At 60.9% G+C, this 12,917-nt stretch carries 12 protein-coding genes; 5 read left to right on the forward strand and 7 right to left on the reverse strand.

The genetic code is table 11. The features are described from left to right. Positions 1 to 213: 213 nt before the first annotated feature. Positions 214 to 756, forward strand: a complete 543-nt coding sequence (locus AACT07_RS19125; protein ID WP_069529588.1) for a gamma carbonic anhydrase family protein — start codon at positions 214 to 216, stop codon at positions 754 to 756. Positions 757 to 842: 86 nt separating this feature from the next. On the opposite strand, the gene polA is transcribed toward AACT07_RS19125, so the two are convergent. Continuing rightward, the gene (gene polA, locus AACT07_RS19130) at positions 843 to 3,608 is read right to left on the reverse strand and encodes a DNA polymerase I (RefSeq protein ID WP_069529557.1); all 2,766 of its coding nucleotides are present in this window, start codon (positions 3,606 to 3,608) and stop codon (positions 843 to 845) included. Positions 3,609 to 4,008: 400 nt separating this feature from the next. On the opposite strand from polA, the gene elbB reads away from it, so the two are divergent. Further along, positions 4,009 to 4,659 carry an isoprenoid biosynthesis glyoxalase ElbB gene (gene elbB, locus AACT07_RS19135; protein ID WP_069529559.1) on the forward strand — a complete coding sequence of 217 codons (651 nt, stop codon included), beginning with the start codon at positions 4,009 to 4,011 and terminating at the stop codon, positions 4,657 to 4,659. 72 nt (positions 4,660 to 4,731) lie between these two features. Here elbB and AACT07_RS19140 read toward each other — a convergent pair whose 3' ends face one another. The 4 genes from AACT07_RS19140 to fieF all read right to left on the reverse strand — a co-directional run bounded on the left by AACT07_RS19140 (position 4,732) and on the right by fieF (position 8,188). Then, positions 4,732 to 4,941: a cell division protein ZapB gene (locus AACT07_RS19140; protein WP_005339554.1), complete on the reverse strand. Its 210-nt coding sequence runs from the start codon at positions 4,939 to 4,941 to the stop codon at positions 4,732 to 4,734. A 246-nt stretch (positions 4,942 to 5,187) separates the two neighbouring features. Continuing rightward, positions 5,188 to 6,468 carry a hypothetical protein gene (locus AACT07_RS19145; RefSeq protein ID WP_069529560.1) on the reverse strand — a complete coding sequence of 427 codons (1,281 nt, stop codon included), beginning with the start codon at positions 6,466 to 6,468 and terminating at the stop codon, positions 5,188 to 5,190. A gap of 20 nt (positions 6,469 to 6,488) precedes the next feature. Next, positions 6,489 to 7,268 carry a serine O-acetyltransferase gene (cysE, locus tag AACT07_RS19150; RefSeq protein WP_005339552.1) on the reverse strand — a complete coding sequence of 260 codons (780 nt, stop codon included), beginning with the start codon at positions 7,266 to 7,268 and terminating at the stop codon, positions 6,489 to 6,491. 8 nt (positions 7,269 to 7,276) lie between these two features. Next, complete coding sequence (gene fieF, locus AACT07_RS19155; RefSeq protein WP_005339551.1) at positions 7,277 to 8,188, reverse strand: cation efflux pump FieF; 912 nt, start codon at positions 8,186 to 8,188, stop codon at positions 7,277 to 7,279. Positions 8,189 to 8,273: 85 nt separating this feature from the next. Between fieF and AACT07_RS19160 the strand changes: the two genes are divergently transcribed. From AACT07_RS19160 to trmL, 3 genes are all read left to right on the forward strand, one after another. After that, complete coding sequence (locus tag AACT07_RS19160; RefSeq protein WP_005339549.1) at positions 8,274 to 8,969, forward strand: response regulator; 696 nt, start codon at positions 8,274 to 8,276, stop codon at positions 8,967 to 8,969. Beyond that, on the forward strand, positions 8,951 to 10,321 hold the full coding sequence (locus AACT07_RS19165; protein ID WP_083250016.1) for an ATP-binding protein: 1,371 nt from the start codon (positions 8,951 to 8,953) through the stop codon (positions 10,319 to 10,321). Before AACT07_RS19160 ends, AACT07_RS19165 begins: the two co-directional genes overlap by 19 nt. Positions 10,322 to 10,395: 74 nt before the next feature. Continuing rightward, the gene (gene trmL, locus AACT07_RS19170; protein WP_064335101.1) at positions 10,396 to 10,860 is read left to right on the forward strand and encodes a tRNA (uridine(34)/cytosine(34)/5-carboxymethylaminomethyluridine(34)-2'-O)-methyltransferase TrmL; all 465 of its coding nucleotides are present in this window, start codon (positions 10,396 to 10,398) and stop codon (positions 10,858 to 10,860) included. A 13-nt stretch (positions 10,861 to 10,873) separates the two neighbouring features. On the opposite strand, the gene dinF is transcribed toward trmL, so the two are convergent. Together dinF and AACT07_RS19180 are read right to left on the reverse strand one after the other, a co-directional pair. Next, a complete protein-coding gene (gene dinF, locus AACT07_RS19175; RefSeq protein ID WP_069529563.1) occupies positions 10,874 to 12,235 on the reverse strand; it encodes an MATE family efflux transporter DinF in 1,362 nt (453 codons plus the stop codon). Positions 12,236 to 12,237: 2 nt separating this feature from the next. Next, the gene (locus AACT07_RS19180; protein ID WP_005339543.1) at positions 12,238 to 12,864 is read right to left on the reverse strand and encodes an SCO family protein; all 627 of its coding nucleotides are present in this window, start codon (positions 12,862 to 12,864) and stop codon (positions 12,238 to 12,240) included. Positions 12,865 to 12,917 lie beyond the last annotated feature (53 nt).

A 12,917-nucleotide genomic window follows, 5' to 3' on the forward strand; every position in this document is an offset into this window, starting at 1 on the left:
AAGGTTACCGACTAGGTTGTTTGCGTTGCCGCTTGCCCTGTCGATGGAGGCGCATTATAGGGAACAGATTCTTTCTGGCAACCCCTTATCTGCAATAAAATTGCAAAAAAACGCACTTTTTTAGTTATTCATATCTAGGCACAGCTTTTATACAAGCTTATCCACAGAAACCGGTTCGAGATTGCTAGAATGGCCGAAAACAAGGAGGCCAAGATGGACTTGCGACTGAGACCCTACAAGGGAAAACGCCCGCAACTGGGCAAAGGAGTATATGTAGATCCCTGCGCGACACTGGTGGGCGATATCGAGCTGGCCGACGACGCCAGCATTTGGCCCATGGTGGCGGCACGGGGGGATGTGAACCATATCCGCATCGGCGCCCGCAGCAACATTCAGGATGGCACCGTATTGCACCTGACTCGCAAGAGCGCCAGCAACCCAACCGGCTATCCGCTGCTGATCGGTGAAGATGTCACGGTGGGTCACAAGGCGATGCTTCACGGCTGCACCATCGGCAACCGGGTGCTGGTCGGCATGGGTGCCATTCTGCTTGATGGCGTCGTGGTTGAAGATGATGTGATGATCGGCGCAGGTTCACTCGTGCCACCGGGCAAGCGACTCGAGTCGGGCTTTCTATATATAGGGAATCCCGTTAAACAGGCTCGCCCGCTCAAACCGGCCGAGCTCGCCTTCCTCAAAACCTCGGCGGACAACTATGTCCTGCTCAAGGATGAGTATCTGCAAGAGACGTTATAGGAACGGCAGAGATGAAGAAGCCCGGCATGATGCCGGGCTTCGCTTCTTATATAGCTATATAACCGTGCAAAACGGCTGACCGGAGATCAGTGGGCCTGATCCCAGTTGTCACCGGTGCCCGCTTCAACCAGCAGCGGCACATGCAGTTCGGCAGCAGCCGACATCTTCTCCTTGATGATGGCGGTGTACTCCTCCAGCTTCTCTTCGCGGATCTCGAACACCAGTTCATCGTGTACCTGCATCAGCATGCGGATCGACTCATCCTCGATACCGCGGATCCAGCTGTCCACGTTGATCATGGCGCGTTTGATGATATCGGCGGCCGTGCCCTGCATCGGGGCGTTGATGGCGGCCCGTTCGGCCGCCTTGCGCAGACCGGCGTTGCGGGACTTGATATCCGGCAAATAGAGGCGACGACCAAACAGGGTCTCGACATACCCCTGGGCTTCCGCCTGCTGACGGGTGCGCTCCATATACTCCAGCACGCCCGGGTAGCGCTCGAAGTAGAGATCCATGTACTTCTGCGCTTCGGCACGACCGATCCCCAGCTGCTTGGCCAGACCGAAGGCACTCATGCCGTAGATAAGGCCGAAGTTGATCGCCTTGGCGCTGCGGCGCATGTCGGTGGTGACCGCATCGAGCGCCACGCCGAACACCTCGGCGGCAGTCGCCTTGTGGATGTCCTTGCCCTCGGCAAAGGCGGTCAGCAGCCCCTTGTCACCGGAGAGGTGCGCCATGATACGCAGCTCGATCTGGGAGTAGTCCGCCGCTACCAGCTTGTAACCGGCGCTCGGAATAAAGGCCTGACGGATCCGGCGCCCCTGCTCGTTGCGCACCGGGATGTTCTGCAGATTGGGATCAGATGATGACAAACGGCCCGTAGCCGCTACCGCCTGATGATAGGAGGTGTGTACCCGCCCGGTCTGCGGCTTGATCATCAGCGGCAACTTGTCGGTGTAGGTGGACTTGAGCTTGGCCAGACCGCGGTGCTCCATCAAGAGACGCGGTAGCTCGTAGGTCTCCGCCAGCTCGGCCAGCACCTCTTCTGCGGTGGACGGTGCCCCCTTCGGAGTCTTTTTGATGATCGGCAGGCCCAGCTTGGTGAAGAGGATCTCCCCCAGCTGCTTGGGCGAGGAGAGGTTGAACTCCTGTCCGGCCCGCTCGTGAGCCTGCTTCTCCAGCTCCGCCAACCGCAGCTCGATCTCCTGGCTCTGCTGGTGCAGCAGCTTGGGATCGATGGTGGTGCCGAGCAACTCCATCCGCGCCAGTACCGGCAGCAGGGGCAGTTCGATCTCGCTGAATACCTTGGCAAGGCCCGGCACGGCCTCCAGCTGACCCCACAGGATCTGGTGCAAGCGCAAAGTGATATCAGCATCTTCCGCCGCATAGGGAGCGGCCTGCTCCAGCTCGATCTGGTTGAAGGTGAGCTGTTTCACCCCTTTGCCCGCGATATCTTCAAAGGAGGTGGTCTCGACCCCGAGGTAACGCTTGGCCAACGAATCCATATCGTGGCGGCTGGCGGTGGAGTTGAGCACGTAGGACTCGAGCATGGTGTCGTAGGCGATACCTTGCAGGTCGATGTCATGGTTGAGCAGCACGTTGCGGTCGTACTTGAGGTTCTGCCCCACCTTAAGACGGGTCGGATCTTCCAACAGCGGCTTGAGCTTGCCCAACACCACGGCCTCGCTCAGCTGTACCGGTGCCCCCAGATAGTCGTGGCCAAACGGCACATAAGCAGCCTTGCCCGGCTCAACCGCGAAGGAGACGCCGACGATCCGCGCTTCCATATAGTCGAGACTGGTGGTTTCGGTATCGAAGGCAAACAGCGGTGCCGCTTTCAGCTGTTCCAGCCAGCCGTCAAACTCGGCTTCGTCCAGAATGCAGCGGTAGTCGGTTTCGATGGCGGCAACCGGAGCGGCGCTCTCATCGCCAGCTTCGTCCTGTCCGGCGCTCTCGCTCCCCTCTTCACCACCGGATTCCAGCTCCTTGATCAGGTTGCGCAGCTCGTATTCGCGATAGACCGCCAGCAAGGACTCCTTGTCGACCGGCTTGAGCAACAGCTCTTCCAGGCTCTGTTCCAGTTCGACGTCGGTCTTGATGGTCGCCAGTCGATAGGAGAGACGAACCTGCTCCTCCTGCTCGCGGAACTTGTCGGCGAACGCCTTGGAGCCACGGAAGCCGAGGGCAGCTACCTTGTCGAGGTTGGCGGCAATCTCATCGATGCTGCCAATCCCCTGCAGCAGAGCCAGTGCGGTCTTCTCGCCGACACCGGTCATACCGGGAATGTTGTCGACCTTGTCACCCATCAGGGCCAGATAGTCGATGATGAGCTCGGGCGGTACGCCAAACTTCTCGATCACCCCTTCCCGATCGGTCTTCACATCTTTCATGGTGTCGATCAGGGTGACATGGTCGGAGACCAGCTGCGCCATATCCTTGTCACCGGTGCTGATCAGCACCGGCAGCTGCTTCTCGGTCGCCTGGCGGGCCAGGGTGCCGATCACGTCGTCGGCTTCAACCCCTTCCACCATCAGGAAGGGGAAACCCATCGCCTTGATCATCTGGTGGATCGGGGCAACCTGGCTACGCAGATCGTCCGGCATGCTGGCACGGGTCGCCTTGTACTCGGGATAGATGTCATCGCGGAAGGTCTTGCCCTTGGCATCAAACACCACGGCCACATGACAGTCAGGATATTGCTTGCGCAGGCTGCGCATCATGTTGGCCATGACACGGACGGCGCCGCTCGGCAAACCGGTCGATGTGCGCAGATCAGCCTGCTGGGAGGCGAAGAAGGCGCGGTAAAGATAAGAGGAGCCGTCGACCAGAATAAGGGGGTTGCTAGGGGCCATGAAATCGTCCTGCCAGAGATAAACAGCCGCTAGGATGCCACAGGGCCCCCCTCACACCAAGGGGCGCAGCAACAGCACACAGCGCCTGATAAAGGGACTCAGCCTGTGGATAACTCTGTGTTCAAAAATGGGGCGCATCAGAGTGCACAGTGATAAAACTGTGCATAAGAATATAAAAAGCCATTAAAAACAATTGATTGATATCGTAAAAACCGATCGCAAGACAGTTAGAATGATCTCGATCAATGTGGAAAAAGATTTAAGGGAGTAGGTACGGCAGGATCCAAAACGAAACAATCCTAGCACAGCAAGATGACTTGACCAGCGGAGGGCGAGCGATAACCATACAAAAGTACAACAATCCATCCTGGCTCACATTTTCAACAACGAGGAGTTTGCCATGAAAAAAGTGGCCGTGATTTTGAGTGGCTGCGGTGTCTTTGACGGGGCCGAAATCCACGAGGCCGTCATCAGCCTGCTGGCGTTGGCCCGTCAGGGAGCCGCCGTCCAGTGCTTCGCCCCGAACGTGGCGCAGCTCCATGTCATCAACCACCTGACCGGTGAAGTGAGCGAGGGAGAGAGCCGCAATGTGCTGGTCGAAGCGGCCCGCATCTGTCGTGGCCAGATAAAGGATGTGGCCGAGCTGGATGCGGCCGATTACGACGCGCTGCTGGTGCCCGGCGGCTTTGGCGCGGCCAAAAACCTGTGCGACTTCGCTATCAAAGGAGCCGAGTGCCAGATCCAGCCCGATGTGCTGAAAGCGTGCCAGAGCTTTGCCAAAGCCAACAAACCGGCCGCCTATATCTGCATCGCGCCCGCCATGATCCCGCTGATCTACGGTACCGGGACGCTGGCGACCATCGGCCATGACGAAGGCACCGCCAACGCCATCGAGGCGATGGGTGGCAGCCATCTCAACTGCCCGGTCAACGAGTTCGTAGTGGATCAGGAGCGCAAGGTGATCTCCACCCCCGCCTACATGCTGGCCAGCAACATAGTCGAAGCGGCAGACGGCATCGAGAAGACAGTCAAGCAACTGCTGGAGCTGTAATCCCCGCCCTGCCAAAAACAGACGGGCCGCTCATGGAGCGGCCCGTTTTCAATTCTGCCTGAAGGCGATGAATTAGATGGTTTCGCCCATCTGATCCATCTTGCCCAGCAGGGCACGCAGACGCTCCTGCCATGCAGTGTGCTCGTTGCGCAGCTGATGGTTCTCGTCTTGCAGCTTGCTGTTCTGCTCTTTCAGCTCGTCCAGCTCCATCTTCAGCAGGGAGATGTTGTCGACGGCGGATTGTACTTTGGATTCGAGTTGCTCAAGGACTTCTAGTGACATATGCATACCTGTTTGTTCAATTGCGATGCCCCACAGAGGGCGATTCAAGCGCGTGAAGCCAGCATACCCCGAGCGCATCGGCACAAACAAGCCAGTGCGCTGTAAAATGCGCCTTCCATAGATGTATTGTCTAAATATGCGTCTATTTTTCTCGCATCCTGCGCCCGAGCCGCGACAACACACTGAACCGTGCGTAAAAGGCCTCGCCACCCGCGCATCATTTGCTCCCTCCTGACGGCGCCGCCGTTATCCATGCAAGGCGATATAAGCCCCCAGCAACAGACAGGCGACCACATACATCAGCAGGCCGTAGAGCAGGTTCCAGCGCAGAATCAGCCCGGCACTGAGGTTGTAGCGGGAGGCCAGCGCAAGATTGGATCCGGAGAGCGGACTGGTGCCGGTGGCAAGCCCCCACCCCAGCAGGAAACACATACCGAGCAGGCTGGGATCCGGAGCCAGCGGCCAGAGCAGTGGCGCCAGCCCGGAGATACTGATGAGCGGATGTACCCCGACGATGGCCACCAGCAGGATCAGCAGCAGAGTGAGGGATGCTTCGAGCCAGCCAAAGTGATTGAACAGCGGCAGGCCGTGACCGGAGCCGAAATCGATAACCGACAGTGCACTGTTGATGCCTGCCGCCAGCAAACCGGCCCCCAGAAACAGCACCAGCTGACCGCCGATGGCGGGGAAGCGCTCCACTACCTGCCGCTTGAGGGCCGCCTTGCGCCCGACCCTCGGCATAAAGAGCAGCGCCAGCAGCGGGGCCACCAGCGCGATCACCGCCAGAATGCCGAGCTGGGGCCAGATCTGCTTGATAAGCAGCACCAGCAGCGCCAGCGTGACTGGCAACCCCAGGGTCTGCAGCCGCAGCGGATAACCGGCAAAGTCGGCCACCCCGATCCGCTCAACCTGCCAGGCGGTCAGCCCCATCGCCAGCAAGGCGGCGAGGATCCCGAACGGCAGAATATGGGAGAGTTGCAAGCCCGGCGCATAGGTAAGCGCCACCGCCATGGCGACAAAGAAGGGCGACCAGAAGGCGGCGGCACAGAAGATCCGGCTCAGCACCATCACCTGACGCCGCTCCAGGGTGCCATTGCGCTCCAGCCGATCGCCGATGATGAACAACACCGAGAGGTTGATGACCGCCCCCAGCAGATTGAGGCTGGCCATGGTGCTCCACAGACCTTTACGCCCGGTCCAGGAGGTGGTGCCGGTCAAGAGACCTGAGGTGGCGAGGTTGAGGGTGCTCACCGCGGCAAACATGGTGAGCATATTGATGTTGGGCAGCAGCCAGTCACCGGCGGTAAGGGGCGCGCCCTGCCACCAGGAGAAGATGAGCAGCAGCAGGGCGGCGCCATACAGGGCCAGCGCCTGCCGCTTGGCGGCTCCCACCAGCCAGGGCCAGGTGAGCAGTGACGCCCCCCAGGCCGCAATGGCAGCAGGCCAGGGGGAGAGCCCCAGATAGAGATGCAGCAGGTTGAGCAGCCACATCCCAAGGATCAGATAACCCGACCAGCGCTTGGCCATCGACTACTCCGGCCGGGAGATCAGAGACACTGATCCATATCCAGTGAAGGCTTGTCGCACTCCGGACGGCCGACGATCTTGGCAGGTACGCCAGCGACCGTGGTATGAGGCGGCACAGGGTTGATCACCACGCTGCCCGCGCCAATTTTGGCGCCCACGCCCACTTCGATATTGCCGAGCACCTTGGCGCCCGCCCCTATCATCACCCCTTCGCGGATCTTGGGATGGCGATCGCCACTCTCCTTGCCGGTACCGCCGAGGGTCACGCTCTGCAGGATGGAGACATCATCCTCAATCACCGCCGTCTCGCCCACCACTATGCCGGTGGCGTGGTCGAACATGATCCCCTTGCCGATGCGGGCGGCCGGGTGCACATCCACCCCGAACACCACCGAGATCTGGTTTTGCAGATAAAGGGCCAGCGAGCGGCGCCCCTGACGCCACAGCCAGTTGGCGACCCGATAACCCTGCAGGGCATGGAACCCCTTGAGATAAAGCAGCGGGGTGGAGAAGAGATCGACCGCAGGATCCCGCTCCTGCACGGCGCAGATGTCGGCCGCCACTACCGTCAGCAGCTCGGGCTCGCTGCGCAGGGCCAGCTCGATCACCTCGCGCAGAGCGATGGCGGGCATGGTGGCGCTGTCGAGTTTGTTGGCCAGCTGGAAGCTGAGGGCCGAACGCAGATTCTTGTGATTGAGAATGGTGGAGTGGAAGAAGCTGGCCAGCATCGGCTCCTGGGCCGCCATGCACTCCGCTTCTTGCTGAATTTTGTGCCAGGTTTTGGCAACCAGTTCATCCATGTTGCAGCCTACTGTTGTTCTGGGTGAGGGCTCTGTTGTTCTTTTGTCAGCACCGAGATGGGGTCCATGTGGATGATGACATCCATCCGCTCGAATGCCTGGCGTACCGCCAGTTCGGCTTCATCGGCGATCTGATGGGCCTTGACCAGGGGGATCTGATCATCCAGTTCCAGATGCAACTGTACGAATCGGGTCGGCCCGGATTGACGGGTGCGCAGGTCATGTACGCCGTGTACACCTTCTACGGCACAGCAGAGCGCCATTATTCTCGCTTGTTCTTCCGCTGGCAACTGACGATCGAGCAGGGCCTGCACCGACTCGTAGCCGATGTGTCCCGCCCCCCACAACAGGAATAGCCCGATCAGGATGGCAAACAGGCCATCGGCCCAATACCACCCCTGCCCCGCCAGCACCAGCGCCAGCAAGACACCGGCATTGAGCAGCAGATCGGAACGGTAGTGCAGCATGTCCGCCTTGATGGCCACGCTGTTGGTCTTGCGAATGACAAAGCTCTGGAAGCTGACCAGCAGCAGGGTTAGCACGATGGAGCCACCGCTGACCCAGAGACCCGCTTCCAGCCGCAGGATAGGCGCCTGATTGAGCAGGGAGGAGATGCCGTGCATCACCAGCAGCAGGGCGGAGCCGGAGATAAAGGCCGACTGGATGAGGCCCGCCAGCGACTCCGCCTTGCCGTGGCCGAAACGGTGCTCGTCATCGGCGGGGGCAAGCGCATAGCGAATGGCCAGCAGGTTGATGATGGAGGCACTCACATCCATGAAGGAGTCGGTGAGCGACGCCAGCAGGGTCGACGAGTCGGTCATCAGCCAGGCGATCAGTTTGCCGATGATCAGCAAGGTAGCGGTGGTGACCGCCGCTATGCTGGCAAAGGTCACCCAACGGGAATATTGTTGATGGCTCAAAACCGGCTTTCCTCTGGCGATGAAAAACTTATTATACCCTGACCCCGGCGTCAGTTTGGCGCGAAAATCTGCGGAATAACACCAGATGAACAGAATACTCCTGGTCGACGACGATCTTGAATTGACCCAACTGCTCACCGAAATTCTGACCCTGGAGGGATTTCAGGTCACGGTCGCCGAGGATGGTGAAGAGGGGCTGCAACGGCTGGCGGAGCAGAGCTTCGATCTGGTGCTGCTGGACGTAATGATGCCCAAGCTCAACGGCTTTGCCATGCTGACCAAGCTGCGCAAGACCCACGACACCCCGGTGCTGATGCTGACCGCCCGCGGTGACAGCCAGGATCGGGTCAACGGTCTGGAAGCGGGTGCCGACGACTATCTGGCCAAGCCATTCGATGACAGGGAGCTGCTGGCCCGGGTACGCGCCATCCTGCGCCGTACCCAGAGCGCCCCGCCCCAGCGCGGCAACTCCTCCGACGAAGTGCACTTCATGGATATCGTGCTGCAACCTGGCCTGCAGCAGGCCCGCTGCGGCGAACAGCTGCTGGAGCTGACCGCCACCGAATTCGGGCTGCTGGAGTGCCTGCTGCGCAATCCCGGCCAGATCGTCAGCAAGAGCCACCTCTCCGAGCAGGTGCTGGGCAAGAAGCTGGAACCCTTCGATCGGGCCATCGACATGCATCTGAGCAACCTGCGCAAGAAGCTGCCGGACCGCACCGATGGCCAGCCCCGCTTCAAAACCGTACGGGGGCGCGGGTACCTGTGGCTAGAGCAAGAATAGAGCGCATCAACTCCCTCAACGGGATCTCGACCCACATCTTCCTCTGGTTCTGGTTCATGCTGCTGGTGATGCTGGCCGCCGTGATCAGCCTGCCGACCCTGGATCCCCGCAACCAGATCCCGCTGCCGACCCACGAAGTGGCGCGGATGCAGAACAACGTGCAGGCTCTGCTCAACGCCGCCGAGCCGGAGCAGGATTTCGATCTGGCCAAGGCGATGGACAAGATCGCCATGCTGCCGGTGGACAACGTCTACCTGCGCGACGAGAAGGGGCAGATACAGTCCACCACCCATCCGCGCAAGTTCGTGGTGCGCTTTATGGTGGATGCTGACGACCCGGCCAATCCCATGCTGGGCAACGAGGATCGCAAGGCGATCGCCGGCCCCTTCCTGATGGAGCACCACGGTCATCGCTATCACGTCTATTTCGGCCTCAATGCCGAGAACCCCTATCTGTTCCTGTTTATTCAGGTGCTGGATCACCCGATCCGCATTCTGGGCATCTCGATGTTGGTCAGCACCCCGCTCTGCCTGCTGCTCGCCTGGCGGCTGACCCGCCCCATCCTGCAGTTGCAGAAGTCGGTCTCCCAACTGGCGGCGGGCAATCTGGAGGTACAGATCCCCAACCTGGGACGGGGCGACGAGATCGGCCAGCTGGCGGACAACGTCAGCCGCATGGTGGAGACGCTCAAGAGCATGATCCAGAAGCAGAAACAGCTGCTTTCCGATATCTCCCACGAACTGCGCAGCCCCCTCACCCGGATGCAACTGGCGCAGGCGCTGATCCGCCGCAAACAGGGTGACAGCGCCGAGCTGGCGCGGATCGAATCGGAGATCGGGCGGCTGGACAAGCTGATCGGCGATCTGCTGGATCTGTCGCGAGTGCAGCAGCATGTTGAGGCCCCCATCGTGCAGCCGCTGGCCGACCTGCTGGAGCCTATCCTCGAAGATGCCATGTTCGAAGCGAATCAGAGCGGCAAGCAGCTCAGACTGCCGCCGCTGCCCGCAGAGTCGATCCAGATGTGGCCCGAGCTGCTGGCCCGGGCGGTGGAGAACCCCCTGCGCAACGCCCTCAAATATGCCCGCGAGTTCATCAAGGTGGACTGGTATCGGGAGGGGCTGGAGTGGGTGATGACCATTCGGGATGACGGCCCCGGGGTGCCTGACGAGCAGCAGGCGCTGCTGTTCCAGCCCTTCTTCCGGGTCGATGATGCCCGCAACGCCAAGACTGGCGGCACCGGGCTGGGGCTGGCCATCGCCTCGGAGGCGATCCAGCGCCACGGCGGCACCATTGCGGCCAGCAACAATCATCCCACCGGGCTGACCATCACCATCCGCTTGCCCATCGCCTGATCCTTTTCATCCGGACGGGCGCTGGGTATGCTGGCGCCCCTTCTTGGCTTTACATCTCTTTGCAGGAGCTCGTCATGCTCGATATCGTCCTCTACCAGCCGGAAATTCCGCCCAACACCGGCAATATCATCCGGCTCTGCGCCAATACCGGTTACCGGCTCCATCTGATCGAGCCGCTGGGATTTGAGTGGGATGACAAGCGGGTAAAGCGGGCGGGACTCGACTATCACGAATTTGCCGAGGTGAAGCGCTGGCCGAACTATGAGGCTTTTCTGGCCGCCGTGGCGCCCAAACGGGTGTTTGCCTGCACCACCAAGGGGCGCACCGCGCACTCGGCAGCACAATATGCCCTTGGCGACGCCCTGCTGTTTGGCCCGGAGAGTCGCGGCCTGCCCATCGAGATCATCGAGAGTCTGCCATTCGAGCAGCGGCTGCGCATCCCTATGGTGCCCCAGAGCCGCAGCATGAACCTCTCCAACGCGGTGTCTGTATTTGTCTACGAGAGCTGGCGCCAGCTCGGCTACGACGGTGCCATGTAAGCGCCACCGATGATCAGTGGCGGGCGTCGAGCAGATGCCCGCTGCGCTCCAGCCGCCAGCAAGTGACCCCCAGCGACAGACCGCGCCCCACCATCAGCGCCGCCATCGCCGCCCATAGCGCGGCCACGCCCCACGACTGACAGAGCCACCAGATCGGGAAGAAGCCGCCAAACGCGGCCAGCAACATGCTGTTGCGCATCTCCCGCGCCCGGGTCGCCCCGATGAATACGCCATCCAGCAGGAAGCACCAGACCGCCAGCAAGGGCATGGCGATCAGCCAGGGAAGCTGACGATTTGCCTCCGCCACCACGGCCGGAATGTCGGTGATATAGCCGATAAGGTGGGCACCGAAGAGGGCAAACACCAGGGTAAAACCACTGGCAATGAGGGCGGCCCAGCCCAGATTGAGCACAATGGCCTCCCGCAGTTTCTGCCGATCCCGCTGACCGATGGCTCGTCCTACCATGGCCTCCACCGCATAGGCAAAACCATCGAGTCCGTAGGAGATGAGCATCAGAAAGTTGAGCAGCACCGCATTGGCGGCCACCGCCACATCCCCCAGCCGCGCCCCTTGCAGAGTCATAAAGGCAAAACAGAGCTGTAAGCACAGGGAGCGCAGGAAGATATCGCGGTTGAGGCCGAGCAGCCGCACCATGGGCGCAAGCTGCCGCCAGCGCTGCCAGCCATCCTGCCACACCGTCGGCGCCAGTTGCCCCAGCTGACGGCGTACCAGCCAGATACCGACTGCCAGTGCGCAGTAGTCCGCCATGACCGAGGCCGCCGCCACACCCCGCACCTGCCAGCCGAGCCCCAGCACAAACAGGGCATCGAGCGCCATATTGACCAGATTGGTGAGGATCAACATCACCATGGGACTGCGGGCATCCTGCATCCCCAGCAGCCAGCCCATGATCACCAGATTGCAGAGCGCCGCCGGGGCACTCCAGATCCGTACCGCCACATATTGGCCCGCATAAAGCTGCACCTCGGGCGAGCCGCCACTCAGGGCGATCAGTCGTGGCAACAGGGGGAAGAGCAACAACAGCAGCGCCAGACCGAGAGCAATGGCCAGCCCCAGCGCCCGCAGCAGGGTATCAAGCTGGGCACGACCGTCGGCGGCGCCGTGCGCCTGCGCCGTCAGCCCGGTGGTCGACATCCGCAAAAAACCGAGCAACCAGAAGATGAGGTTGATCAGGGTCGCTCCGACCGAAACGCCCCCCAGAAACCAGGCCTGACCGAGATGACCGATCACCCAGGTGTCCACCAGCCCCAGCAAGGGGGTGGTGATATTGGAGAAAACCATGGGCAGGGCGAGCGCAAAGACGGCGCGGTGGCGAGAGGGATCTCGCCACCAGGGGGCAACAGATGAGGTCACGCTCAGTGGCCGGCCAGCTTCAGAATGCGGGCGAAGTCAGAGAGCATGGTGGCCATCTGCACCCTGGGCACCTGACCCGGCGCCACCTGCGGGCGGAACACCGCCTGCAGCTTGCCCTTGGGATTGATGAGCACGATGGAAGCGGAGTGATCGATCAGATAATCCTTCTCCCCCTGATTGGCGATGGAGTAGATCAGCCCCAGATTGCGCACGAACGGGAACAGCTTGTCGTGGGGGGCAGTGGCCGCCTTGAACTCGGGATTGAAGAAGGCGGTATAGGTCTTGAGGCGTGGAATATCGTCACGCTGGGGATCCGCCGAGATAAACACTACCTGACTGTCGGGCGCCATCTTCTTCAGCTGGTCATAGACGGAGCGCATATCTGCCAGGGTGGTGGGGCAGATATCGGGGCAGAAGGTGTAGCCGACGAACAGGAAGGTCCAGTGCCCCTTCAGGTTGGCAGGGGTGAACGGCTGGTTGTCCGCATCGGTAAAGGCGAAATCATTGATGTCCCGCCCCGCCGGATAGTAGTCGGCCTGTTCCGGCTGCTCTGGCTGCGTGGCGTAGAACACCAGGATCAGGCAGGCTGTCAGCAGCAGAAAGAGCAGGGGATAGCGGAGCTTCATCATAACAAGAGACCCTTTCAGTTCGAGGCAGATGGCCAGCAGTGACCGGACAAGAG

It is taken from the genome of Aeromonas sp. ANP5, assembly GCF_963870295.1.
Taxonomy (GTDB): domain Bacteria; phylum Pseudomonadota; class Gammaproteobacteria; order Enterobacterales; family Aeromonadaceae; genus Aeromonas; species Aeromonas veronii.

Excerpts from the sequence above, each read along its gene's own strand:
- AACT07_RS19125 (WP_069529588.1), top strand. The coding sequence starts at position 214 with ATGGACTTGCGACTGAGACCCTACAAGGGAAAACGCCCGCAACTGGGC.
- polA (WP_069529557.1), bottom strand. The coding sequence starts at position 3,608 with ATGGCCCCTAGCAACCCCCTTATTCTGGTCGACGGCTCCTCTTATCTT.
- elbB (WP_069529559.1), top strand. The coding sequence starts at position 4,009 with ATGAAAAAAGTGGCCGTGATTTTGAGTGGCTGCGGTGTCTTTGACGGG.
- AACT07_RS19140 (WP_005339554.1), bottom strand. The coding sequence starts at position 4,941 with ATGTCACTAGAAGTCCTTGAGCAACTCGAATCCAAAGTACAATCCGCC.
- AACT07_RS19145 (WP_069529560.1), bottom strand. The coding sequence starts at position 6,468 with ATGGCCAAGCGCTGGTCGGGTTATCTGATCCTTGGGATGTGGCTGCTC.
- cysE (WP_005339552.1), bottom strand. The coding sequence starts at position 7,268 with ATGGATGAACTGGTTGCCAAAACCTGGCACAAAATTCAGCAAGAAGCG.
- AACT07_RS19160 (WP_005339549.1), top strand. The coding sequence starts at position 8,274 with ATGAACAGAATACTCCTGGTCGACGACGATCTTGAATTGACCCAACTG.
- trmL (WP_064335101.1), top strand. The coding sequence starts at position 10,396 with ATGCTCGATATCGTCCTCTACCAGCCGGAAATTCCGCCCAACACCGGC.
- AACT07_RS19180 (WP_005339543.1), bottom strand. The coding sequence starts at position 12,864 with ATGATGAAGCTCCGCTATCCCCTGCTCTTTCTGCTGCTGACAGCCTGC.